Raw genomic sequence first — 24,863 nt, 5'->3', positions numbered from 1 at the left:
CGCCTACTTAGAAAATTTTTTTAGAAGCATATCTTTACCTTCTAAAACAAGATTTGGTTGTAAAATAAGTAATATCCCAGAATAAATTAATACGCCTTCCGTTATTTGAGCCAATAAACTTAATACGGAAATATTCATTGTTATATTCAAAAAATATACGCCAAAAAACATTACTACACCTGCTATTAAATACTTTCCCAAGTCTGTAAACAAGTATTTAATAGTCAATTGTTTACGAACGCTGACAAGCTGATAAATTGTAACTGCAAGCTCCGCTGCTACCGTGGCAATTGGGGCACCCACGGCTCCCAACCACATAATCAAAGGAATATTAAAAACAATATTCACTATGGCCCCCAAAATGACTGATTTAGTATATGCTGGAATTTGCTTTGTTGGCATCATGTATTGTTGACCAATCACATTACTCCAACCAATCAAAATAATAACAGGTGACTCAATAATTAAAAGTAAGCCTGAAACCGTGAAGTCCCGCCCAAAATACCATGGTGCTAATGCTGTTGCAATACCTGAAATACCAAACATTAAAGGAATTGCAATAAATGATACAAATTCAAACGACTTATACAGATAATGTCTGATTTCTTCTAATTTTCCTTTAACATACAAATTAGCCATATGGGGCAACATAACTATTCCTGTAGCCGTCACAACGGCCAAAACAGTCTTTATTAATTTATCTGCATAATCAAAGTATGCTACTGAACTCACTGAATCAAGATTTCCGAGCATTGTCTTGTTAACTTGTTGATACACTAGATTAGCTGCCTGTGGCACAAAAAGCATCAACGCTGGAACATAATGTTTCCACACGTTCAACTTTCGTGGTTTAACAAACACAACGTTATTTTTTAAATACGGCCATAATGTAAAATTACCGAGCAATTGTGACAAAGCCAGAATCAGAATATATAATCCCAAATCACTTCTACTTTTCACAAAAATAAAAATAGATGCTAATGTTGCCAGTTTAACTAAAGTATTTCGAAAGACCGTTTTTTTAAAATCTTCTATTCCCATAAAAAACCAAGAAACATCAAACGCCCCCGCTAATAACTGAAATGCCTGAAAAATCATAAATAGTCTATATCTATGATCCAGTACCATAAAACCACCAAAGAACAAAAATACAATTGCTACGTTAACCGCCTGGAGTATTTCTATTTCCCAAAATGTTTTAGATCTTTCAAAGATATCATCTCTATGAAATGCCACTTGCTGATTTCCATACACTGTAATTCCAAGTGTTCCTATCAAAACAAAGTAGGTTATTATTGAATTAGTATATGAATATATTCCTACACCATTTGGCCCTAAAACACGTGCTACATATGGAACTGTTATTAATGGCGTTATTAAGATCAAGACTTGATAACTAGCATTATACAAATAGTTTCGTATTAATTTCATGTTGCCTCCCAGCACCTATTTATTAAAGTAACCCCAGAGCCTTTTCAAACAGGTGACCAGAATTTTCTAAAGTTAATTTTTTTACACTACGTTGCCCATTTTGAGCAAGCTTTACTCGTAATTGATCATCATCGAGCAATTTTTTTAAATTTAAATACAATTTCTGTGGTGAATGTACAGGCGAAATAAGAGCTGTCTCATTATTTATACCAAAATCATCTACACCACCATTATCTGTTGAACAAAGTGCGGCTCCACAGGCCATTGCTTCAGTAGCAGTTAGTCCCCATCCTTCTGAAACACTGGGAAACAAATAAATAGTTGATTCGTTATAAATCTTTTCACGAAGATATTTTCTACTAGGATTCTTAATGTACTCACAATACTCGGGTAAATTTTTAGGCTTATCAAACACACCAAAAATTTTAATTCGTACCTTTTTATTTTTTTCTCTAATCATCTTTAATGCATTAATCCCATCTTCTGAACCCTTTACAGCGTGCTCACTATATAACATTGAAATAGTTGGCACTCTTGCCTCGAAATCTTTGACCATGTAGAAATTATCTTGCTGAATGAAATTTGGAACTAAACATGCTTTTTCTCCGAAATTTTCTGCAATTTTCTTAAGCCACGTGGCAATTACTATTTTGTGTAAAGGCAAATGCCATGTCGCATCAACACGTTCCTTGCCTCCCCAGATTTCATAGTGTTGAATAAAGTAGTATTTAGTACCGCAACTATCTGGCAATTGTGCGACAAATTCTGCTGTTTCCCAAGCTGTCGCAATCACTTTGTCAGCATCTCTAACATCTTCATTTCTAACTTTACCAATATCCCTTACTTTTATCCTCTTATCCAGAATAAACCAAGGTTTTAAGATTCCCAGTTTTCTTAATGCTTTTTTTAATCTATACTTCAAAAGAGAGATTACCGATGCTTTTCCCTGTGTTGGTAAAAACATTGCGTGAAGGATTTCAATATCATATCCTTTTTTTACCAAGTAGTTAGCATAGTCATAAACTACTTGAAAGCCACCAACTGGGAAACGTGCAATTCCTGGTAATATAAACGTTATTTTCATGATTGTCCACCAATGTTATACTTTTGAAAAAAACTATGATCCAATAATAACTTGTAATTTGACTCTCTATTGGACTTTTGCGAATATTTAATCTTATAACTTAGTTTAAAGAAGAAAGTATCACTTTTTAATAATGAAATTGTATTTTCATCTGGGAATGTAGCATTAAGTCTGTTAATCAAATCTTCCTTGTATACATTACTTTCCGGAATACCGTTCATCACATTTCGAATCTTTGGTGAACGCCGACAAGCATATTCTATTACATAATCAAGAAGTAAGTAATCAATCAGAGCAGGTTCTTTACTATTATAATCAATCAAAACATCTCTAATAAAGGAAAAAAGTGGATTGCCAGCTTTGCCTCCAAAAACATAAGTAGTCCACCGCAAATGAGCAACACTAATATAATATAAGGGACTATTTTTATCTAAATCATTTCTAATAGTAAACACAGGCAACTCAAAAATTCTCTCCGGAATTAATCGAGTAACTAGTACCGTAGCATCAATCCAAAGTCCACCGTAATCAAACAACAACCAAAAACGGATAATATCACTATATTCAGTTATAGTAATTTTTCCCTCAGACACTCTTTCTTTTATAATATTTGGAATTTTTAAATATGTCTCCAAATTATCTTTAGTAATCAGAATAACTTTGTGCCCATTTGCATTATTTTTAACACTTGTAAACGTTTCTTTTACTATTTCTGGCATAGCCTGTTCACCCTGATACCAAAATACCCAGATATTATCACTCTTATTTTTTTTAGGAGTGACTGTTGTAAAATTCACGTTCGAATACTTTGCATCTAAATAATCTAAAATCAATTGATCTTTCCTTAACCATGCTTTTTCTTTCATTTTATATGGTGTATATCGAGACATCGTTTCTTTAAGATGTAAGGTTGCTAATTCAAATGAAAAGTATCTGGAATCGGTATAAAACTTTTTTGTAATCTTTATTATTTTATTCAATTTGCACCCCAGCTATCTTATTGATAGACTTCAAATTTCAGAATTAACCAGGACAAGAGCTGCGTGGATAACTTGATGCATATCGTAATAACGATATTGGCCCAACCGTCCACCAAAAATAACATTGCCTTCTTGTTTGGCCAAGGCAGCATATTGCTTATAAAGTGAATTATTTCGTGAATTATTAACTGGATAGTAAGGTTCGTCCCCACGTTTCCAATCAGCAGGATATTCACGTGTTATAACACTCTTACCTTTATCCCCTTTGCCAAATTCAAAATGTTTATGTTCAATAATTCGTGTAAATGGCGTCTCTGCATCTGTATAGTTAATAACTGCATTCCCTTGGTAATTATCAACATCCAATTCTTCTGTTTCAAATCGTAGTGAACGATACTCTAATTCACCCAATTGGTAATCAAAATATTGGTCAATCATCCCAGTGAAAATGACCTTTGGATAGTCTTTAAGGTATTGATCTTTATGAGCAAAAAAGTCCACACCAGTTTCAACATCAATTTCTGGATGATCCAACATTTTTTCGACAATTTGGGTATAACCGCCAATCGGAATTCCCTGATAAGTATCATTGAAGTAATTATTATCAAACGTGTATCGAACCGGTAGCCGGCGAATAATAAATGCGGGTAAATCGGTTGCCTCTTGTCCCCATTGTTTTTCGGTATACCCTTTGATCAGCTTCTCGTAGACGTCAGTCCCAATCAAAGAAATAGCTTGTTCTTCAAGATTCTTAGGCTCTCCACTTAGCTTAACAGCATCTTTTTGTTCCTGAATCTTTGCTCTAGCTTCATCAGGTGTCCGTACGCCCCATAGTTCACTAAAAGTATTCATATTAAAGGGCAAATTGTACATATGACCTTTATAATTAGCTACTGGACTATTTGTATAACGATTAAATTCCGCAAATTGGTTAACATAATTCCAGATATCTTTATCGGAAGTATGGAAAATATGTGCCCCATATTGATGAACTTGAATCCCATCAACTTCCTTAGTATAGATGTTACCGGCAATATGATTACGTTTTTCAATTACTTTAACCTTTTTCCCGCGTAATGCTGCCTCATGTGCAAATACTGCTCCAAAAAGGCCTGCCCCAACTATTAAATAATCATAATTTTTAGCCAATTTATTTTCCTCCAATAAAAAAAGTACCATCGTAGTATTATATCAAAAAAAACTAAAGAAAAAAGTAGCGTTATCAATCCTATTGTAACGTTATACCAGTCTCACTGACATTTCATTTCACTTACAAAGTTTCTTAAAAAAAACAACCGGATCGTCTATACTTTACGACAACCGGTTGCATCAAATTTAGTATCTATCCAATTCCAAAGAATCCATGCATAAACAAGGCCGCACAAGCTGCCCCAACAAATGGTGCAATCCCAGGAACAATAATCCCGTATTGCCAATCACTATCAGCCTTATTTTTAATAGGTAAGATAGCATGGGCAATACGAGGACCCATATCACGAGCAAGGTTCATCGCGAACCCGGTTGGACCACCAAGACCCATCCCAATTGCCCATACTAACAAGCCAACACCAATCGGAACGATCCCCGGCGTCTTCACTTCAGAAATAGCTAAAATGCCAGAAATAAATAAGAAAGTATCAAAGAATTCAACGAAGAAATTCCGAGGTAAGTTCCGAACAGCGGGCGCCGTTGAGAATAAGTTACGAATCGTAATTGGTGAGATTTCGCCTTCAGAAGCTGCAAAATGATCAGCGTACATAATCCAAACGATTACGGCACCAACAACCCCACCTAAGACTTCAGCAACTGAATATGGGATAAACATCGCCCAAGAAATGTTGCCTAACATACATTGTGCCAAGACCATTGCCGGGTTAATGCAGACATTACCAAAAATAAATAGTGCGATGGTAATCCCAAAACCCCAAGTTGTAATTGCAAAGATATGGCCAGAACCACGATACTTAGTCCCTTTCAAAACCTCACTACAATGTACACCGACACCAAAAATAATCATCAAAGCGGTTCCCATGAACTCTGCCAGAAGCTGATGAATCACTATAATTCTCCTCCAGTGGCGCTCGTCACGCCGTTTTATTTTGAATCCAGTCACGTTAGTTATCTTTCTGAAAGTAACGATCATTTTTTCACACGAACACCATTATACACAAAAAGCGAACGGTTTAATATGCTTATTTGATAATTAGGTGTTTTTTGGCGAAGTTCTGGTATTGACCGTCAGTTAAGGTATACTTAAATTGTAAGACAAACTGTAAGTAAGGGGGCCACTTTCATGATCAACATCGAAGGTACTGAAATTCATCGTGGCTGGAATCGGCGGATGGTTACTGGTAAAACACTCGCTGAATGTGACGAAAAGTTAACTAACTACCTCAACAAACAAGACTACGGCGATGGCGAATTCACCGTGTTACACGAAAACGATGGGACCAACCAAAATACCGGCTATGATTTACCAAATGATGATGTTTGTTATATCAGTTTCTTGATTTACAACAGTCGTCTTTAAAAAAAAAGACAAAAACCACATTTGTAATCAACAAATCTGGTTTTTGTCTTTTTTATATGCTTTATTTTTGAAAGAAAAAGTGATTTAACCGTTTTGCCGTTAAAAACTTTGTTGGATAGAATAAAAACTTCAAAAAAGATACTCTTTCAATAATAAAATCGCAAGCTATTGCGAAATAGAATGAAACTATTAATCCCAATGCAATTTGTATACCCAAGTTTACAATTCCGAATTTTAACAATAGAATTCGGAAAACAGACTCAAATGGAGCATGAATCAAATATATAGTAATGGTTATTGGACCAATCTTATCAAAATACTTGAAGAAGGCAGTATCTGTCTTTTGAGATTCAAAAACACTAAACGCAAATACAACAATGCATAGAGAAATTAAAACCTGCACAATACCCAAATTTGCATAATTTACGCCAGTAATTCCCTTAGCAGGAATAAAGATACGAAAAATCATAAACACCACAACAAAAGCTCCAGACAACCATCTAGTCATGTTAGACGTAATTAACTTAAAATGCAGGTGCAGTTGTTTACCAAAATAGAAAAATAAGGTCCACATAAAAGTTTGCTGAATACATACGATATTTGTAGGAAAAAATGTTACGCTTAAAAATCCAATAATCAGTATCAGCATAACGACATTAGGATTTATTATCAATGAATCCAACACCGATACAAACAAAAACACAAAGAAAAGTGTATATAAGAACCATAAAATTTCTATTGGAGATTTATAAATTTCCAACAAACTTGAAAAAGGAATACTTACTCTGGCAGTGCCCTTTCCAACTGCTTTAAGGCCCCAGTAAACAATTGAAAACAATACATATGGAATTCCCAGACCAATAAGCTTTCTAATATTAAAAACCAATAATTCTTGTGCTTTTAAATGATTATTCCTTAAAGAATAGACAAATCCTGAAATCGCAAAAAAAATAGGCATATGTGTAGAATACAAAATACCCATTATATATCTCATAAAATACTCTTGATTGTTGCTATATAAACCTGTTCCGTATAACCCTAATAAAACATGACCTAAAACAACTAATACCATTGTTAAACCTTTTCCAAAATCAATCCATTCGATCCTTTTTGCCAAAAAAAAATCCTCCTCATATTAAAAAAAGCGACAAAAATAATACTAACCTACATTATACACATAAATACGTTTATTAATTATGAATATAAGTTTGAAAGTTACTTTTTCTTTTTAGATTTTAAAAAAACATTCACATATTTTCCCACCACATGAGATTTAGGCTTAATCTCATGTTCAAACCACTCTTGGACGGTCGCGTTAACGACCCCGCCAAACATCAATAAGATGCCTGAAAAGTTTAACCAAAACATCAACACAATCAAACTTCCAATCGTTTGATATGACGTAATCCGCCGCGCAAACAATTCAACATAAAACCGAAACCCTTGTGAAATGACAATCCAACCAATCGACGTCACTAACGCCCCTATCCAGATGTAGCGTAACTTGACGACTGCATTGGGGACAAAGTAGTACAACACGATAGCTAAAACAAACATCCCCACAAAAGTAATCAAGTTCTTGTTATCTAACAATCGTTTCCACCAGCCTGGTATAATCGAACGCGATGAATTGGTTAATTCCAGAATACCGTCCATAATAACTTGACTAAGCGTGAAGAAGATGGATAATGCCACAATGAGTAGTAATAGCCCCAAAGTTAATAGAAAGGCCATCAAACGCGTCACAATGGCCCCCTGTGCATTTTTAACCCCATAGGCTTCATTTAGACTGCGCCGAATCGCCGCAATAATCTGTGACGCTGACCAGATGGTAATGACAATCCCAATAGACAAACTGCCACTACCACCACTTGATAAGAAAGAAACTAAGATTGGCTTAAAGGTCTTATAAATGTTGCTCGGAATAAACTCTTGCGCGTAAGCTAGAATTAATCCAGTTTTTAAGTTAAAGCGTGCCACGATGTTCCCAACAATCAAAATGATGGGTGCAATCGACATTAACGCATAATACGCTAACACGATTGCATTATTACTAACATTAGCTTGATTAAAGCGGCGAATTAATATTTCAATCCACTGCATCGTTTTTGGATAACGTTCTTTTAATTTCAACATAATGGTTCTCCGCTCTAAACTTAGTAATGTTAATTATACAATGGATTGTCTTCAGAAACATCTGTTATCCGTTTTATGGTAAGCTATTGAGGATTACATCACTGGGATGGGGGGATTTTAAGATGCAAAAAATCAGTTTAATCGTGCCTTGCTATAATGAAGAATTAACTATTGAAATCTTTTATAACACCGTTGAAAAAGTCTTCCACGATAACCCGGAAACTTTTAAAGATATTGCACACGAATATCGCTTTATTGACGATGGCTCAACTGATAAAACACTACCAGAATTACAACAACTACAAGCTAAACATCCGGAAACAGTTCATTACTTATCATTTTCACGCAATTTTGGTAAAGAAGCTGGCTTAGCTGCCGGTTTGCAACACGCTGAGGGAGACTATGTCGCCGTCATGGACGTTGATTTGCAAGATCCTCCAGCACTGCTGCCTGAGATGCTAGAACTGTTGCAGACGGGCAACTATGACTGTGTGGGGACGATGCGTGCCAACCGCCATGGCGAACCAGCCATTCGGTCATTCTTCTCACGCGCATTTTATTCCGTCATTAATAAAATCTCTAAAGTCCAAATCGTGCCTAATGCACGAGATTATCGACTCATGACCCGTCAGATGGTGGATGCAATCCTCGAGTTACCTGAATATAACCGCTTTTCAAAAGGAATTTTTAATTGGGTTGGTTTTAAAACAACTTATCTGACTTTTGAAAATGCCCCACGTTCGGCTGGTGAGTCTCATTGGAGTTTTTGGCAGTTGCTTAATTATTCTATTGAAGCCATTGTGGACTTTTCAGAAGTACCATTGAAAATCGCGACTTTTATTGGTGGTATGTTCGCTTTCCTATCAATTATCGGGATGATTTTTATCATTATCCGTAAACTGTTTTGGGGTAACAGCGTTGGCGGCTGGGCTTCATTAGTTTCGATTATGTTATTTGTTTCTGGTATTCAGCTATTTTGTTTGGGTATTATTGGTAATTATATTGGTAAGATTTATCTTGAAAGTAAGCATCGGCCACAATATATTGTTAAAGAACAAAGATAAGGTAGTTACAGCTGCTATGAACCATCATTCATGGCGCTGTAACTACCTTATTCTTTTAAACATTTATTGGGAAAGCTGTATATTCTCGAAGAATTATGATTAATCTAACTTCTTTTCAATAGCACTTAAAATATATTCAGCTGCATGACCATCACCATAAGGATTTTTGGCATTAGCCATTTGACTATATTTATCTTGATTGTCCAGTAAGGATTCCATAGCGGACTGCACTTCTTCACCATCAGTACCGACTAGTTTCAAGGTTCCTGCCGTAACCCCTTCTGGTCGTTCAGTTGTATCACGCAATACCAATACTGGTTTGTTCAATGAAGGCGCTTCTTCTTGAACACCGCCTGAGTCAGTCATGATAAAGTAACTCCGAGCTGACATATTATGAAAATCAACGACATCTAATGGGTTGATTAAATGAATACGTTCAGTATTACCTAGTATCTTTTTGGCAACGGTTTGAACTGCTGGACTTAGGTGAACGGGATAAACCACTTCAACATCATCGTGCTCAGCTACTACTCGCTTAACTGCCTTAAAAACTGACTCCATTGGCGCACCCTGGTTTTCGCGGCGATGCATTGTTAACAAGATCATCCGATTTCCGGATTTCACTAAATCAAGCGCATCATGATGGTAATCTTCACTAACGGTTTGTTTCAAAGCATCAATCGCTGTATTTCCAGTGACCGTAATATTAGCTTCATCATGATTTTCTTTTAGTAAATTAGCCTTACTTAATTCAGTTGGAGCAAAATACATATCAGCTAAAACATCAGTTAGTTGCCGATTCATTTCTTCAGGATATGGCGAGTACTTACTCCAGGTTCTTAACCCAGCCTCTACATGTCCAACCGGAATTTGATGATAGAATGCGCTAACACTAGCAGCGAAAGTTGTCGTGGTATCACCATGAACTAGAACAATGTCAGGTTTGACCTCATCCATAATTTCATCTAATTTCATTAAAACGCGACTGGTAATCCCAGCTAATGTTTGATTGGGTTTCATAATATTTAAATCATAATCTGGTTTAATATGGAAAATATCTAATACTTGGTCTAGCATCTCTCTATGTTGTGCCGTCACTACAGTAATTGGTATAAATTTATCTGATTGTTTCTGCAATTCTAACACCACAGGTGCCATCTTAATCGCTTCAGGACGAGTCCCGAAGATTGTCATTACTTTAAGTTTGCTCATAATTCAAAAGTGCCTCACATTCAATGTTATTAAGAAAAACGACTTAAATTTGATAAAACAAATTAAGTCGTTAAAAGTTTACTTATTTCTATGCCGAAGTATTAGGAACAATCATGATATAAAATGTTCGCAAGATAATTGAAAAGTCCTGCCACAAACCAATACGTCGAATATATTGAATATCCAGTTGCACCATTTCATCAAAGCCAACTGCATTTCTATCTCCAACTTGCCATAAACCAGTACAACCTGGTTTAACCATCAATCGTTGCATATCATAGTCGGTATATTGATTGACTTCTCTCTCTAAAGGTGGCCGCGGCCCCACTAAGGACATATCTCCTTTTAAAACATTCCACAATTGTGGTAGTTCATCTAAACTATATTTACGAATAATTCGACCAATCGAAGTTACACGAGGATCATCGTGCATCTTGAACATCGCACCATTGACTTCATTATACTTTAATAAGTCTTTCAAACGTTCATCAGCATCAACATACATTGATCGAAACTTGTACATCCGAAATTTTCGTTGATTTTTGCCTAAACGAACTTGAGAATATATGAAACTCCCTTTGGGATCATTTACTTTTATACAAATTGCAATTATAAGAAGAATCGGGCTCAATATGACCATACCACAAAGGCTTGCAACAATATCAAAAGCTCGTTTAATTGTGAAAAATAAGCCTTTACGTTTTAATTCACGCAAATTAACCTTTGGGAGCACTTCACCATCTTGCTGATACAACATAGAACCTCCAAAATAAATACATTATACATAATTTAAGACTATCTTAGCATATTACATATCCTGTACACATTAAAATAATGTAACATTCCTTTGTGAGAAAGCTACTCATTTCATAATGATATAACAAACCTACAAAAATATAAAGTTTCATCACATAGAAAAAAACCATTGCGGTATTATTTGTATCATCGCAATGGTTAGTATTTTTACAATATTATTTCGTACTTGTATTCAGTAAAATTTTTTCAATCAATCCAGACACAGAATTTGCCCCAGACCAAGAACTCTGATTACTAAATAACACAACGGCTATTTTCCCATCATTAGTCCCAAAGTAATAACTATGAAATCCATTATCAGCGCCACCAATCCGCACATTATTATCAGCCTGATAATAAACACCACCAGAATACTTCAACTTCAGCCCATCCGACAATTCCGCAAAGCCAGCCTTACCATCCAACTTCCCCGTAAACAGACTATTAATAAACGTATAATAATCCCCAACACTCGCATAAACATTGCCACACCCCAACTCACTTGATAATAAGTTCGTCGAAATATCATCGGCTTGCGATTGGCCGTTTTTATACGTATAGGACAATGGGGTCACCGCGCTACTTGGGATCTGATTATATAAAAATGTGTGCTTCATCCCCAGTGGTGTTAACACATCGCTTTGCAAATTGCTCATCAAACTCTTCCCCGTCACTTTACCGATAATCCCACTCAACAACGTAAAGTTGGCATTGGAATAACTCCATGTAAACTGTCCCGTCGAATCCAGATGCGCAATCGTAAAAGCGACTTGGGCGGCATCATTAGTCAATGGCGTTGCTGGTACGGGTTCGCCCATATGAATCCCAGAGGTATGATCCAATAATTCACGAATCGTGATTTCATTCGCATATGGCACTTGTGGGTAATATTTACTCAAAGTCGTAGTCATCGACAACTTACCTTCATTAATTAGTCGTTGCACGACTGCCCCGGTTAAGGCCTTCTCTAATGACGCTAATGGATACGGTTCATCGGTATTATTCGCAATTTTCTTAGCCACATTGGCATAGCCATAATTCATCACTTTGACCCCGGCTGACCCATTATTCGTGACTAATAAGGTCCCCATGATATGATTCTGGGTGATCAACGCATTGATTTGCGACAATGCTTGGGCTTCAGTTAATTGTCCAGTCGTACTCGTCCCTGTTGCGGGCTTGGTCGTCGACGTCGGCGTCACCGTTTTAGTTGCGACACTACTATTCGACTGGCTCGTCGGTTTAGTGACTGGTCGTACCACGACCGGCTTGGTTGACGTTTTAACCGGCGTCGTTGGACCGACAGTTTCTACTGGCGCTGCTGGTATCCCAACAATCCCTTGGGCTGGTGCGACCTGAACACTCACTGGTTTAGGTGCCGTCACGATCGTATCGGCATTGGCAGGCAAGCTTAACACAACCGTTGTTGCTTTCACCCAACCAGCTACGCCTTTACCCGCTAGTTGATAATACGTCCCCAAGTCGGTCTGTACCGTCTTCGTCACTTTTAAATGCGCTGCTGTAGCTTGCTTGGCCGTTAACGTTCGATATTGCATCGACTTCTGGGTCGCTTGCGGGCCATTAACATCGATCGTCAAACGTTTAACGCCGTTTTTAGCGGTTACACTACCACTAGCTGACCGGGTTCGATACATCGCTAACGTGCCATTGGCATTGACGTGTGTTAGCTTAGTCGTCTGGGTCTGCTTGAGCCAACCAATCAGCTTAGTCCCGCGCAACTGGACATATGTCCCACCATGACCAGCACGCCGCTTAACGACCCGATAGACTTGGTTAGCCGATACCGTTTTATGCTGGGCTTTTTTCACCTGTTTAGCGGTAGTTGGTACTTGCTTATAAACCGCGACCTTCCCTGCATGTGGCTTGACTCGCACATAACTGGCCTGACTAGCTGACACCACCCCCACAGCACCACTCATCAATGTCGTCGCACTGATCAATCCCACTAAAACCCGTTGTGCATTTCTCATCGCAATCTCCCCCTTGCGCTTAATTGCCGATATCATAAGGCCAGTACTTGAGAAATGCACTTGATATTAATTTAATGTTAAACTGCCTAACGTTATTTTTATAACTAGCTTAAAGGGATTGCCACGTTATCGTCGACAATCCCTCAGTCCATTAGGCTGAATACCGGTACGTTACCTTTTCAATCTCATCTAAAGTAACTGAAATCGTGTCCCAGTCATCCGGTGTATCGCCAACATCTGCCAAAAAGTGAGTCGCGTCTAAGACCTCTACAATTGCAGCGTTACGACCATCCTTTAATAAAACACAATCAAATTCATGAATCACCATTTTATCACCAGTTCCTCTGTTGACATTACAAGCATAACTTATCATCAAAAAACGACTAAAAAAATAAGGTTCTCATTTGGAGAACCCCATTTTTTATAACATTAATTATTCAGCTAACACAGCTTCAATCTGTTTCATCGTCGTCTTAGCGGTCACATGATCGCCCTGATTCCAAAAACCAACCACATTGACTTTTCCATCGCCAGAACGAAGATAGAAATTACTAATATGATTGTCGTAACCCGTTGCGTGTTGCCCACCATCGGTATGATAGTAGAAGCCACCCACATAGTGATGGGTCGTAATAACGCTCGTCAACTCAGCCCGCGCCGTCGTTGACAACAACTTGCCACTATTGAACGCGGTAATGAATTGATAATAATCATTCACTGGCATACTAATATCGCCAGCGCCCAATTCACTTGATAACAGCGGCTTAGAAATCTTATAAACAGTATCGTAATCCGCCGTATCAAACGCATATGGTGTCGCCACACCCGTTGTTGGCAGTTTAGCGACCGCATACGTTTGCGTCATCTTCGCTGGCGTTAAGATCCGTTGTTGCAAGTTCGTCGCATATGACTTCCCGGTCACTTGGCGAATAATGCCCGCTAACAACGTAAAGTTAGCGCTGGAATAATGCCAAGTATGCTCATTAGTTGAGGTTAAGTTGGCTAAAGCCCAATCAAGCGCCCCTGTTTCAGACAATACCTTACTTGGCCGGTCTTCTGGCATCGTAATGCCAGACGTATGCGTCAATAATTCCGCAATCGTAATTGACTTGGCATATGGAACCTTCGGATAGTACTTGCTTAATGGCGTAGTCATCGATAACTTACCAGCTTGGATCAACTGTTCGATTATCGTTCCAGTCATGGCCTTTTGCAGTGAAGCAATTGGATAGATCGTCGTTGCAGTATTCTTAGTTTTGGTAGCCGCATTCGCATAACCATAACTCCGAATAACCGGCGTCTTACTAGCCGCGGTCGTCATTAACAACGTCCCTTTTAAATGGGCCGCGTTGACCAGCGCATCGATTTGTTTAGCCTTCGTCGCGGACAAGGTTGTCGTCTTGGGCTTCGTCGCGGTGGCTTTTTTAGCCGTATACTTGAACCCAGTTGACTTGACCCAGCCGTAGTTCTTGCTATTTTTTTGTAATTGATAGTACTTCCCAAAATCAGTCGTACTTTGCTTAACGACGCGATACGCACTCGTGGTCAACGTCTTTGACGTGACTTTTTTCGTCGTCAACTTAGCTTTCGTCGCTTGTGGTCCTTGGACCGTGACCGTCACCTTTTTAGACTTACCGGTAAGTTTTAATTGACCGGCTAACTTCTTGGTTTGATATTGCGTTAATAAGCCATCTTTAGTGACATGCGTCAAAGTCTTCGTATCTGATCGGTTCAGCCAACCGACTGACTTGCCCGCTAACGTTTGCACGTGGATATATTTGAAAGTCAAATAACTCCCCGTCGTGGTCCCGCGATACACTTGATCACTGGCAACCTTAGCATCGATCCCGTTTTGTAACGTACTCGTTGAATCCGGAATTTGTTGATACACGGCTAACTTGCCGTCATATGGTTTTAATTGTAAATAGACTGGGCGCGTCGTCGCTGTACTGGTCGGCATCCCGAACAATAAGCTCCCACCAAGGCTCGCTAAGCCTAACATCCCAAGTATTCCTACTTTTTTAATGGTCATTCTGCTTCCCCCTGTGATAACACGCTCATAACTATACGGCTTCCGCTTGCAGAACGCAAGATTAGGCGCATGGTTATTGTTACAAGTATTGTACATTAGTTACAACGGAAAGACAGCTTACTTGGATTTTGTGGGAAGTTGCTTAACCAAAAAAGTCGATATTTTTCATATCGACTTACTTCGATGTATTGGCTAACATCATACATTAATATGGCACATTTTTAGTTGCGTAAAAAGTCCCATAGTAGGCTAGCTTATCATTCAATTCAATTATCATTCGATACGCCGAGGTGTCCATCGTATCCAAATTAATAATCTGATGTTCAGGTACCAAATGGGCCCCATCAAACACCGTAAACTTGCTTGTCGTTGCATCCTGAAAGCGAATTTTAAAATTCAAATAACTTTTCTTATTCTCCGGAGCTAATGGAATATCACTATTAGTCCACTCTGCGGGGAATGCATCTTCTCCACGATGCATTTTAATATTAACTTGCTCGTCATCCATCAAAACTTCATCAACATAGGTCCAACGCTTAAAAAAGTAAATTCCAGCATCATCTACTTGTACTCGATTAATATATTGGTCTAAATGCTTAAGTTTCAACAGATTAATCAACGTTTCTTTTTCTGCTACACTCCGTACAACAATATATAGCAAGTGTTCTAATGACAACTCATGTGGAACCACAATTTCGGCATGGCGATGATGGATAATGTTATCGCGATCATCTGGACTAAAGGCTTGATCATGATAAATGAGGTCGAACGGCAGTTTACTAAATGCTTCTGATCCAGACAACAATTCTGGTTCACGGTGCAACGCTAAACTTGTTGGACTAAATCGGGTATTAGGCAGATTTAGTATTTGTGCCAAGGGAAAAAGCAAGAACACTGGAAACGGGCAGCTTGCTTGATGATACTTAGACCCTGGTCGAAAGCCTTCATTATTATTTAGCGTTGGTGTTCGTGGTCGAAAATACAATCTTACATTCTGAGTGATTGACTCACTAGTGCCTGCAATTACTTCTGGATTTGCGTTATCATTCGACATGCTGTTAGTTTGTTGTGCATCCCAACGCGACACTAACCGGCCGGAACGTAGAATTCTAGCCAAATTACTCTCATCCGTAAAATGATAACAATACCTTGGCCAAATTTTTTGTTTAGTTAGACTTAATCCAGTATCAATATTGCCATTTAACAAATCATTGATTGTATTTGTGTAAGTCAACGCTAAGCCCCCTATGCTAGCCGAACACTAGCTTCTCGAACTTCTTCTCTTGGTAGATCACTTTTACTCAATTGTAAGCCATCCATCCTCTGTCCCCGATAAAATAAATGAATAATTTTAACATACGGTAATTTTCTTAATAACGCCTCAAAAAAGTGATCATCATCAGTACGTATAACAACACTTGGAAATTCAGGAACTATCAAAATACCGTTATTCCGTAACTTATTCCAGCTTTCCGCAATATCATTTTTCGTCAAAAAGTAATCCTTATCGTCATGCTTAACATGAATCGTTTTGGTATCACCGTCAACAGGTTCCATTTTTACAACCTTTGCTTCAAATTCATGATCTGCTATCAATGCGTCATTCAAATCTTGAATAACTTGAAAATAACTTAAAGCTGTCGGCGAACTATCTAGCCATTGTCTAATTTCTTTTGGCTGCGTATATTCTTGGTTTTCTTTACCAACTTGATAGATATGAATATAAACTCGAATTGGCAATTTACTCAAATATTGTTCCATCAGAGGTTTAACTTCCGTTTCCCAATCTAAGCCACCATTACCAGCACCTAATTGTGGAAACGCAATTGATGTAATTCCCCGTTCTTCATAAGTTTCAACAAACTTTTTTAATCCAGCCTCAATATAAGATAACTTGGACTTATTTCGCCAATTTTTTTTAGTTGGAAAATTTAATATCCATTTATTGGGCGTTTTATATAGCCAAAGCTTGCCGATTGTTAACTGTCCATTTTCACAGAACTTTTGATATTGTTTAAACATGTCCGGATACATTTTTTTAAAGTTAAGTGCAATTCCTTTTCCCATAACACCAACTGTATTAACAGTGTTAACGAGCACTTTAGCAGGACTATCAAACAAATTGCTATTCATATACATTAGCATGTTAACACCCCATCTCCAGTCATTTAACAAACAAAAACTTACTCAATCCCTGCTTTAACTTATCTATCATCGGTCACTGTGTATCTAATAGGAATAAAGCCTGATACACAAGGATTTCTAACTAGTAAAAGTATAACATATAACATATTTATTCTGATAAGAAGCATGCCATCTTTAGAAAAGAACAACATCGTACGCAATTGTATTTGATTAATTACTATCCACAAAAATTCACACAAAATTAGTCATTTTATCTAGTGCATTACCCGAACAAAACCAGTAAAATAAGCTTTATAGTTAATTTAAATATGGAAGGATGATTATTTTGAGTAAAGCAACCGATTATTTGCAACACGTTTATACGGTGATTGAACAACGCGATCCGCACCAAGCTGAATTTCTTGAAGCCGTCCATGACTTCTTCCAAACGATGACGCCCGTCTTTGAACGCCATCCTGAATACATTGATGCCAACATCTTGGAACGTTTGACCGAACCAGAACGGGTTATCCAATTCCGGGTGCCTTGGCTGGATGATGCCGGTCACGCCCAAGTCAATCGTGGCTTCCGGGTCCAATTCAACTCCGCCATCGGCCCTTACAAAGGTGGCTTACGGCTTCACCCTTCCGTTAATTTAAGTATCGTTAAATTTTTAGGCTTCGAACAAATCTTTAAAAACGCCTTAACCGGCCTCCCTATCGGTGGTGGTAAAGGTGGCTCTGATTTCGATCCTAAAGGTAAATCCGACAATGAAATCATGCGCTTTTGTCAAAGCTTCATGACCGAACTCAGTAAGTATATCGGCTTAGACACCGACGTTCCTGCTGGTGATATTGGTGTCGGCGGTCGTGAGATCGGCTTCTTATATGGCCAATATAAACGCCTCCGTGGCGCTGACCGCGGCGTGTTAACCGGGAAAGGTCTGTCCTACGGCGGTTCGTTAGCGCGGACTGAAGCTACTGGTTATGGGTTGGCTTACTACACCGATGAGATGTTAAAAGCCAATAACTTAAGCTTTAACGGGCAACGTGTCGCGATTTCCGGGGCCGGTAATGTCGCAATTTACGCGATTCAAAAAGTCACCGAACTTGGTGGCAAAGTCATCACTTGTTCCGATTCCAACGGTTACGTGATTGATGAAAACGGCATCGACTTTGCAGTCGTTAAGCAAATCAAAGAAGTTGAACGCGGCCGCATCAAAGACTACGCCGACCGCGTACCAAGTGCGACTTACCATGCTGGTTCCGTTTGGGATGCCACGGTCGCTTATGACATCGCTTTACCATGTGCGACTCAAAATGAAATCGATGGTGACCAAGCTAAGACCGTCATCGCCAATGGTGCCAAAGCCGTCGCTGAAGGGGCTAACATGCCAAGTTCACCCGAAGCCATTGCCGCCTATCAAGCTGCGGATGTCTTATACGGTCCAGCTAAAGCTGCCAACGCTGGTGGTGTCGCTGTTTCGGCCTTAGAAATGAGCCAAAACAGCATGCGTTTGAGCTGGACGTTTGACGAAGTTGATGCCCGCTTGAAGCAAATCATGCAAACGATTTTTGCCCAATCGGTCGCTGCGGCTGACGAATATGATGTTAGTGGCGACTACTTGAGTGGCGCTAATATCGCTGGCTTTACTAAAGTCGCTGATGCCATGTTGGCGCAAGGACTTGTTTAAAGCCAAGTCTTATTGAGTAACTATTAACAAACTAAAAGCACGCCTGACCAGTTAATTTGGCCAGGTGTGCTTTTTTGGCGTGCTATTGGAGATGCCTTTAGTGCTTTAAAGCCCTCTCCACCTTTCTAATGGCAAAAAAGCGCTCTCCACTAAAAGAGAACGCCCAATAATCACTATCATCTAATTTAAACTTTCGAATCCGGATACCCAGTATGCGCCGCTAACTGGGCATAAGTCTCATGTAACGTTTTCGCCGCTGCGTGCCAGCCAACTTTTAGTAGTGGTATCAAATGTAGTGGATCTTCCACTGGAATCTGATGTTCATGCGCAAATTTAAAAATAGCTGGTAACACTTCCATATCAGGATTGGCAAAATAATAATTACCCGCATCCGTTACAACAAAAATCGTGGCACGAAAGGCCCGCCGCGGATCTAACGCTGCTGAAGCGTGCCAACGAATCGCCCCAATCTGAATCAGCTTAATGTCCGCTAACAACATCTCACCCAAGTTTCGTTGCTCTGGTGACCAGAGAATGACCTTCGTTGGTGTGAGCTCCACAATGGCATACTTCTCACTGTGGGTGCCCGAAAGCCGCCGGAGCCAATTTGTCTCTTTCTTTGGTGCCGGATACTCCTGGCCCTTAATTTCAAAGTGAAACGGCACAATACATTTCTTTGCACGATCAATTGCGCGATAATGTCCGGCAATCTGATGGTTAGTAAAAATTGACGCCATTGGTTTGAACATGTCAGTCACGCCCCTTTCAGTGATTAGTATACGCTTTCATGTGGTGATTTACAGTGTTTTGAATTTGTTGGTTTATGGATATTGATGTTTGGTTATTTGGTCGATTGGTGGTTTTGGGTTGGCGGCGTTCTAGCTTGTGTACCGAAACGTGTTCGCTCGGACTGTCAGCTCCGCTTGCTACGCTAAGACAACCAGTCGGAAAAACCACCGACTAATTGCCTTAGCTAGGCAATGCTCACTGACACCCCGTCCTCGCTCACACTCTATACAAAAAGTGACCACCAAATTACTCACCCGTAACCTAGTCGCCACTATCTAATTGATCGCCATCTTAGTCCTCATTCCTATGTGCGCATAATTGCTATTATCAAGTATGTGTGCTGACGAATTATTGAATTAAACCGCCACCCCCAACTATGAACAACTAAGCCAACCATCAACTTATGTGATATTCGATGATTGCAGTGCCTCCAAAACAATGCCTTTTGACCCTGTCTGTAACTATGTTACTGGAGCAACTATCTCGACCGAAGTTATTGTAGCACACTTGTTAGCGCTTACACAAGCCTGTATTAAAATTTTTATATTCACTTAAGTTAGCCTTACAAAAAAAAGGTGACTCACCATTTGGTCAGTCACCCAGCATTTTAAACATGAATTGGTTGTGGCATTGCTTGGCCTAAATAAGGCTTCGCTACTAAGCTAACATCATGCGCAATTGCTTGTTGAATCATTGTTTGTAATTGCGCATCGCTCACAGCTGGTTGCGTGACCGCATAGCCATGGGCGGCTTGACTAGCTGCATAAACTTTCAACGCCTCGTTTTGGTCCGTTAACCGCTTGGTTTCAAAAGCAGTGACCCAGCTGGTAACGGGATTACTAGTCTGCTTCGTAAACGTATACGTCGTCCCAGGTTTAGCCGTGTTTGGTTGTAATCCCCGGACCCGACCGTTACCTAAACGAACTTGTAATTGTGACCCATTGAGCGTCAACGTACTCGTACGTTTCTTTTTGGCAATAAAGTGATGACTAACGGCGGCTTCTTGGAAATTATGGGCATACCGCCACCGCATCGCGCGATACTTCAAAGTAATTTTTTGACCACTTTGTTTTTCGCTAACGATCTTATAGGTCTTCACGCGCCCATTTTGATGTTGCTGATAGTCCCCAATTAATAAATACTTCCCGCTCTGGTGCAAGACCAATTTTTGTGACTGGTTGACATAGTAACCCGTCAACGTTGCCGTTTTCGCTTGCGCCGTTAAGTTTGGTACGACCGCGGCGAAGCTTAAACCGACTACCCCAGCGGTAACTAATTGCATCATTTTTTTCATAATTCATTACCCCCAAATACATTCTTGAACCCACTTTAAATATACGGCATTTACCCCACGTTTTCCAGTGCAAGTATGGATTTATTTAAAAAAATTTGGATAAAAAAAGTAGACTGCTTAACCAGTCTACTTAAAAAATATAATTATGCTTCTTGATTTTCTTGGGTGGTTTGACCGCCATCAAAATCAGCTGGCATGATTGCAAAGTTACTTGCTTCAGTTGAAAGCAAAGCAGCGTATGCCCGGGCCTTAGCTGATAAAGCTGGGATAACGGCGTTGTTCAAGTCATTTAACATGTCTTGTTCGTCGTCTTCTAATTGGTTGTCGCCAGATTGACGTTCGATAATGCTAACCATTTCACCACTTAAGCGAATAATCGCAAAAACAGTTGCAGAAAGGTCGTACATTTCTTCTTTGTAAGTCACGTCTAATTGCGCTTGGACAACATCGTCGCCAAACGTCTTTTTAACGTCGTCATTAGCTGGTGTATAGCTAAATTGGCCTTGGCCTGGTTCTTCTTTAGCTTCGTCCCGGTCGTAAACGATTTGAAAATGTAAGTCTTGGATCGCTGAGTTTAAAATTTCAATATTCATGTGGTAAACTCCTTTTTTGTAATACCCTTACCTTAACGAAAAATCACTAATAATACAATCAAATTTGCCTAGTTTTGGTTAAATCTTTATCCATTTTGCGTAAAGGTTTGGTAAAGTCTTAAATTCCAGTTGCCAACCATTGACGTCCCTATACATAACCCTTAAGCTTAGGGAGTACACTGATAAATTGGGGGGAATTATAATGAAACACCGGATGATTATTGCAGCGTTAGCCTTAGCACTAGGCTGCAGTCTGACGGTCGGCGCCACCACGGCCTCGGCTGCAACGACTACGAGTACGTATCAACCACGGTTGCGGCTACGGCTAAAACCACAACATGTTAGGCAAGTCGCACACGCGCAGACGAATGCGAAGACGACGTCTAAAAAGAAGACCTACACATACGGCAAACTATCGGCGGCGGACAAGCGGCTCGTCACGATCGCATTAACGAACCAAAAGCAACCGTTAAGTGCTGTGACTAAGTTAGACAAGTCGACCAAGAAGATCGTGACCTACTATGCCTACAGCTTCAAAGTTAAAAACAAGACTAAGAAAACGGTCAAGTTCTACTTCAGTAACCTCCGCTTCAACGTCTACGACTTAACGAGCAAAACCGTACCCGCTAAAAATGTGAAACCAGCAGCAACTGCCGCGCACATCACCTTAAAGCCAGGTGCTTCCAAAACGGTTAAACAAGCTGTTGAAATGAAGCCGAGTGCTTTTACTAACAAAACGAACCATACCCGTTACGCCTTCTTTACTTATGGCAACTTAGCCAATAATAAAGCGATGATGGGAACTGTGGTTTTAGGTAAGAATACCAAATAAAACATCTATTCAAGAGGCTGTCAGTGATGACGGGCTCTTTTTTAGTTGCACGGTAATTTATCAAAAAAGACAGCCATCATTATGATTGACTGCCTCCTTACCACGACTAGCTACTGTCCTTGCAGCCGACGTTGATTTTGCTTACGAATCTTATTTGGCACGTTTTCTTCTAAGAGATATTGGCGAATCAATGCGACAATTTGCTTATTTTGTGGCAAATCTGAGTGGGTCGTATTGGCCCCAGTGACCGTCACTTCCGTAAAATGCTTCACTTGATTTTGGAAAATATACTTTCCGGCGTTGACACTATTATATGGCACCGTGCCATCACTCGTATAATTTTCCGTGCCGGCAATCGAGTACATCGTTAACGAGCTTGGTAACCCATCACGATATTTGTACAGTTCTTTGTACATGCTTGTCGTCGGCGTCGAACTAGTTGACTCCATATTATATGGCGATGCAATCGTCATAAAGCGATCAATCGTCACTTTCGGTGATTCTTTTAAGTACCGTTCTAAGAACAAGGTCCAAATCAACCCACCGTTAGAATGTCCCATCGCCCGAAAATGATTGAAGCGATACGTCTTCACTAGCGCCTTAAACGCCGTATTCAACCAAACGGCTTGCTTATCGATATTGGCTTTGCCGTCTTTGTTATTTTCAAAGCCTACCACGATAAAGGGTTCGTAGTCGTTACGCTTGATTGAGCCACTATATTTAATCGACCCATCAGTTGCGACCGTTAACTTCAAAACGCTATGCTTTTGCGGCGTTTCTTTGCCTAATTCTTTAATCAAACTATCAAAACGGTTCTGACTCGCACTTGACCCGGGCACCATAATGACTGGCGCCATCCGAGTTCGGCCAGCATCTTTTAACGTCTTGATATTGGTCCGACTCCAATTATAAGCTGGCCAACAAACCGCCACTAAGACGACTAACCCAATTAACCAACGCCACCAATTACGCTTCATGGTCGGCACCTCCCGTTACAATGCGGTTATTAATTAAAATAAACGGCAAATAAATCGCAGTCGCAACGGCCAAGTTGATCACACTAACCAGTAACGCCCGCCAGTCGCCACCGGTTCCAAGCCAGCCCATCAAAAAGCCTGGCATCGTCCGATAGATTGGATAAGCCACCGGTGGCATCCAACTGAGTTTCAATGCCACCCACGTAATGACCATGCTGGCCATGGGCGCTAACAAGAACGGCACGGCTAATAATGGACTATATAAGATTGGTAACCCGACTAATAACGGTTGATTAAAGTTAAAGATGGCTGGTAGCCAACTCGTCTTCGCCACTAAACGAAAATCTTGATTCCGGGATTGCCACAAAATAGCAATAATAAGCGCTAACGTCATCCCCGGTCCACCGACATTGGCAAACGCATCATAGACCGTATGAATCGTGATTGGATTTGGTGCGCCCCAAGCAGATCCATGTTGAATCGCGTATTGCAGATTTTGTACGGTGCTCACCGAACCATTCCCACTAAAACTAATCGGGCCAATAATCCCAATTAGCCAGAATAAATTGCTTAATAACGTGGCTAAGAAAATCGTGATCATAATATGTGAGATTTTATTGAATGGTAGTTTAAAGGCGGCATAAAAAATACCGTTTAGCCCCATTGGACTTACAAAGCTGATGCCAAATCCAATCGCACTGAAAATCAGTAAACTTAAAATAATCGGCAACATATTGTTCTTAGCCCGTTGTAACAAATGGGTCCGACTTTCGATTAATTGATGGTCGTGGGGCTTAAACGCTAACTTGCTAAAAATCCAGCCAGTTAGTAAACCAACTAAAATTGCTAAAAAGATCCCCTGTGACCCCAAGTTACCTTCCAAAAATTGCGACCCATTGGCGTCTTCTTGATCACTGAAAAAGTCGAAGTTGAAGTTCAACATGACAAAACATAGCGCCGACGTTAACCCGGCCAATAAGTTATCCCGATTTGTCGACCGCACCACAAAGTTGGCGACCGCAAACGCGGCAATCACCGCAATCAAGTCGTTAACGCTGATACTCAACATCGTGGTATATTGCGACCACAGTTTAAAACCTGGTATCCAATGTGATAAATAATAGATGTGATTGAAAAAGCCATTTTTCGAAAAAACGGCTTGGTTCAACACATTGATAAACGCCCCAACTAATACAAATGGAAACAACAATGTCAACGTATCGCGAATCGCGCGAAAATAACGCTGCTGCGCGACCGCCGTATCGAATCGCTGTAACTGGTTCATCATTTTATTAATACTGCTCAT

23 protein-coding genes are annotated in these 24,863 nt (G+C 39.7%); 4 read left to right on the top strand and 19 right to left on the bottom strand.

Going from position 1 to position 24,863, the window contains the following annotated elements; all coding sequences use genetic code 11:
* Nucleotides 1-3: 3 nt before the first annotated feature.
* The 5 genes from FFM75_RS06255 to larD form a co-directional block, all read right to left on the bottom strand.
* Complete coding sequence (locus FFM75_RS06255; protein ID WP_137628332.1) at nt 4-1,431, bottom strand: oligosaccharide flippase family protein; 1,428 nt, start codon at nt 1,429-1,431, stop codon at nt 4-6.
* A 22-nt stretch (nt 1,432-1,453) separates the two neighbouring features.
* Entirely contained in the window at nt 1,454-2,515 is a 1,062-nt protein-coding gene (locus tag FFM75_RS06250; protein ID WP_137628331.1) for a glycosyltransferase family 4 protein, read from the bottom strand.
* A complete protein-coding gene (locus FFM75_RS06245; RefSeq protein WP_171001440.1) occupies nt 2,512-3,495 on the bottom strand; it encodes a capsular polysaccharide synthesis protein in 984 nt (327 codons plus the stop codon). Before FFM75_RS06245 ends, FFM75_RS06250 begins: the two co-directional genes overlap by 4 nt.
* A 30-nt stretch (nt 3,496-3,525) precedes the next feature.
* The gene (glf, locus tag FFM75_RS06240; protein WP_137628329.1) at nt 3,526-4,674 is read right to left on the bottom strand and encodes a UDP-galactopyranose mutase; all 1,149 of its coding nucleotides are present in this window, start codon (nt 4,672-4,674) and stop codon (nt 3,526-3,528) included.
* 163 nt (nt 4,675-4,837) lie between these two features.
* Nucleotides 4,838-5,557: a D/L-lactic acid transporter LarD gene (gene larD, locus FFM75_RS06235; protein ID WP_379831596.1), complete on the bottom strand. Its 720-nt coding sequence runs from the start codon at nt 5,555-5,557 to the stop codon at nt 4,838-4,840.
* Between the two features lie 231 nt (nt 5,558-5,788).
* Here larD and FFM75_RS06230 point away from each other — a divergent pair, with 231 nt between their 5' ends.
* Nucleotides 5,789-6,025 (top strand): hypothetical protein, encoded by a 237-nt coding sequence (locus FFM75_RS06230; protein WP_137628327.1) that lies wholly within the window; start codon nt 5,789-5,791, stop codon nt 6,023-6,025.
* Between the two features lie 61 nt (nt 6,026-6,086).
* On the opposite strand, the gene FFM75_RS06225 is transcribed toward FFM75_RS06230, so the two are convergent.
* Complete coding sequence (locus FFM75_RS06225; protein ID WP_137628326.1) at nt 6,087-7,142, bottom strand: acyltransferase family protein; 1,056 nt, start codon at nt 7,140-7,142, stop codon at nt 6,087-6,089.
* A 98-nt stretch (nt 7,143-7,240) separates the two neighbouring features.
* Nucleotides 7,241-8,161, bottom strand: coding sequence for a YihY/virulence factor BrkB family protein (locus tag FFM75_RS06220; protein WP_223876625.1), 921 nt, complete (start codon nt 8,159-8,161; stop codon nt 7,241-7,243).
* Nucleotides 8,162-8,283: 122 nt separating this feature from the next.
* Here FFM75_RS06220 and FFM75_RS06215 point away from each other — a divergent pair, with 122 nt between their 5' ends.
* Entirely contained in the window at nt 8,284-9,225 is a 942-nt protein-coding gene (locus FFM75_RS06215; RefSeq protein ID WP_137628325.1) for a glycosyltransferase family 2 protein, read from the top strand.
* A 99-nt stretch (nt 9,226-9,324) separates the two neighbouring features.
* Here the strand turns inward: FFM75_RS06215 and wecB are convergent, their stop codons facing one another.
* From wecB to FFM75_RS06185, 7 genes are all read right to left on the bottom strand, one after another.
* On the bottom strand, nt 9,325-10,437 hold the full coding sequence (gene wecB / locus FFM75_RS06210; protein WP_137628324.1) for a non-hydrolyzing UDP-N-acetylglucosamine 2-epimerase: 1,113 nt from the start codon (nt 10,435-10,437) through the stop codon (nt 9,325-9,327).
* Between the two features lie 88 nt (nt 10,438-10,525).
* A complete protein-coding gene (locus tag FFM75_RS06205) occupies nt 10,526-11,191 on the bottom strand; it encodes a sugar transferase (protein ID WP_379831578.1) in 666 nt (221 codons plus the stop codon).
* 217 nt (nt 11,192-11,408) lie between these two features.
* Nucleotides 11,409-13,223, bottom strand: coding sequence for a serine hydrolase domain-containing protein (locus tag FFM75_RS06200; RefSeq protein WP_171001439.1), 1,815 nt, complete (start codon nt 13,221-13,223; stop codon nt 11,409-11,411).
* 151 nt (nt 13,224-13,374) lie between these two features.
* Entirely contained in the window at nt 13,375-13,551 is a 177-nt protein-coding gene (locus FFM75_RS13955) for a hypothetical protein (protein ID WP_171001438.1), read from the bottom strand.
* Between the two features lie 105 nt (nt 13,552-13,656).
* Nucleotides 13,657-15,255, bottom strand: a complete 1,599-nt coding sequence (locus FFM75_RS06195) for a serine hydrolase domain-containing protein (protein WP_171001437.1) — start codon at nt 15,253-15,255, stop codon at nt 13,657-13,659.
* 205 nt (nt 15,256-15,460) lie between these two features.
* Nucleotides 15,461-16,489 carry a DarT ssDNA thymidine ADP-ribosyltransferase family protein gene (locus FFM75_RS06190; protein ID WP_171001436.1) on the bottom strand — a complete coding sequence of 343 codons (1,029 nt, stop codon included), beginning with the start codon at nt 16,487-16,489 and terminating at the stop codon, nt 15,461-15,463.
* A gap of 11 nt (nt 16,490-16,500) precedes the next feature.
* Nucleotides 16,501-17,400, bottom strand: coding sequence for a macro domain-containing protein (locus FFM75_RS06185; protein WP_137628319.1), 900 nt, complete (start codon nt 17,398-17,400; stop codon nt 16,501-16,503).
* Nucleotides 17,401-17,716: 316 nt separating this feature from the next.
* On the opposite strand from FFM75_RS06185, the gene gdhA reads away from it, so the two are divergent.
* A complete protein-coding gene (gdhA, locus tag FFM75_RS06180; protein ID WP_171001435.1) occupies nt 17,717-19,072 on the top strand; it encodes an NADP-specific glutamate dehydrogenase in 1,356 nt (451 codons plus the stop codon).
* A gap of 185 nt (nt 19,073-19,257) precedes the next feature.
* Here gdhA and FFM75_RS06175 read toward each other — a convergent pair whose 3' ends face one another.
* The 3 genes from FFM75_RS06175 to FFM75_RS06165 all read right to left on the bottom strand — a co-directional run bounded on the left by FFM75_RS06175 (nt 19,258) and on the right by FFM75_RS06165 (nt 21,748).
* A complete protein-coding gene (locus FFM75_RS06175; RefSeq protein WP_137628317.1) occupies nt 19,258-19,821 on the bottom strand; it encodes a hypothetical protein in 564 nt (187 codons plus the stop codon).
* A gap of 647 nt (nt 19,822-20,468) precedes the next feature.
* Complete coding sequence (locus FFM75_RS06170; protein WP_137628316.1) at nt 20,469-21,155, bottom strand: hypothetical protein; 687 nt, start codon at nt 21,153-21,155, stop codon at nt 20,469-20,471.
* A gap of 143 nt (nt 21,156-21,298) precedes the next feature.
* Nucleotides 21,299-21,748, bottom strand: a complete 450-nt coding sequence (locus FFM75_RS06165) for a hypothetical protein (RefSeq protein ID WP_137628315.1) — start codon at nt 21,746-21,748, stop codon at nt 21,299-21,301.
* Between the two features lie 202 nt (nt 21,749-21,950).
* Between FFM75_RS06165 and FFM75_RS06160 the strand changes: the two genes are divergently transcribed.
* Nucleotides 21,951-22,580, top strand: coding sequence for a hypothetical protein (locus FFM75_RS06160; protein WP_137628314.1), 630 nt, complete (start codon nt 21,951-21,953; stop codon nt 22,578-22,580).
* Between the two features lie 110 nt (nt 22,581-22,690).
* On the opposite strand, the gene FFM75_RS06155 is transcribed toward FFM75_RS06160, so the two are convergent.
* Together FFM75_RS06155 and FFM75_RS06150 are read right to left on the bottom strand one after the other, a co-directional pair.
* Complete coding sequence (locus FFM75_RS06155) at nt 22,691-23,557, bottom strand: alpha/beta hydrolase (protein ID WP_137628313.1); 867 nt, start codon at nt 23,555-23,557, stop codon at nt 22,691-22,693.
* Nucleotides 23,547-24,863, bottom strand: a complete 1,317-nt coding sequence (locus tag FFM75_RS06150) for a PTS transporter subunit EIIC (protein ID WP_223876624.1) — start codon at nt 24,861-24,863, stop codon at nt 23,547-23,549. Before FFM75_RS06150 ends, FFM75_RS06155 begins: the two co-directional genes overlap by 11 nt.

Source organism: Lactiplantibacillus daowaiensis, assembly GCF_005405085.1.
GTDB lineage: Bacteria > Bacillota > Bacilli > Lactobacillales > Lactobacillaceae > Lactiplantibacillus > Lactiplantibacillus daowaiensis.
This window is presented reverse-complemented; position numbering and strand designations above follow the sequence as displayed.

Bases quoted from the DNA above. Each gene is read 5' to 3' on its own strand.
- FFM75_RS06255 (WP_137628332.1), bottom strand. From the start codon at position 1,431: ATGAAATTAATACGAAACTATTTGTATAATGCTAGTTATCAAGTCTTG.
- FFM75_RS06250 (WP_137628331.1), bottom strand. From the start codon at position 2,515: ATGAAAATAACGTTTATATTACCAGGAATTGCACGTTTCCCAGTTGGT.
- glf (WP_137628329.1), bottom strand. From the start codon at position 4,674: ATGGTACTTTTTTTATTGGAGGAAAATAAATTGGCTAAAAATTATGAT.
- FFM75_RS06230 (WP_137628327.1), top strand. From the start codon at position 5,789: ATGATCAACATCGAAGGTACTGAAATTCATCGTGGCTGGAATCGGCGG.
- FFM75_RS06220 (WP_223876625.1), bottom strand. From the start codon at position 8,161: ATGTTGAAATTAAAAGAACGTTATCCAAAAACGATGCAGTGGATTGAA.
- FFM75_RS06215 (WP_137628325.1), top strand. From the start codon at position 8,284: ATGCAAAAAATCAGTTTAATCGTGCCTTGCTATAATGAAGAATTAACT.
- wecB (WP_137628324.1), bottom strand. From the start codon at position 10,437: ATGAGCAAACTTAAAGTAATGACAATCTTCGGGACTCGTCCTGAAGCG.
- FFM75_RS06200 (WP_171001439.1), bottom strand. From the start codon at position 13,223: ATGAGAAATGCACAACGGGTTTTAGTGGGATTGATCAGTGCGACGACA.
- FFM75_RS13955 (WP_171001438.1), bottom strand. From the start codon at position 13,551: ATGGTGATTCATGAATTTGATTGTGTTTTATTAAAGGATGGTCGTAAC.
- FFM75_RS06195 (WP_171001437.1), bottom strand. From the start codon at position 15,255: ATGACCATTAAAAAAGTAGGAATACTTGGGATGTTAGGCTTAGCGAGC.
- FFM75_RS06185 (WP_137628319.1), bottom strand. From the start codon at position 17,400: ATGCTAATGTATATGAATAGCAATTTGTTTGATAGTCCTGCTAAAGTG.
- gdhA (WP_171001435.1), top strand. From the start codon at position 17,717: ATGATTATTTTGAGTAAAGCAACCGATTATTTGCAACACGTTTATACG.
- FFM75_RS06175 (WP_137628317.1), bottom strand. From the start codon at position 19,821: ATGTTCAAACCAATGGCGTCAATTTTTACTAACCATCAGATTGCCGGA.
- FFM75_RS06170 (WP_137628316.1), bottom strand. From the start codon at position 21,155: ATGAAAAAAATGATGCAATTAGTTACCGCTGGGGTAGTCGGTTTAAGC.
- FFM75_RS06165 (WP_137628315.1), bottom strand. From the start codon at position 21,748: ATGAATATTGAAATTTTAAACTCAGCGATCCAAGACTTACATTTTCAA.
- FFM75_RS06160 (WP_137628314.1), top strand. From the start codon at position 21,951: ATGAAACACCGGATGATTATTGCAGCGTTAGCCTTAGCACTAGGCTGC.
- FFM75_RS06155 (WP_137628313.1), bottom strand. From the start codon at position 23,557: ATGAAGCGTAATTGGTGGCGTTGGTTAATTGGGTTAGTCGTCTTAGTG.
- FFM75_RS06150 (WP_223876624.1), bottom strand. From the start codon at position 24,863: ATGAGCAGTATTAATAAAATGATGAACCAGTTACAGCGATTCGATACG.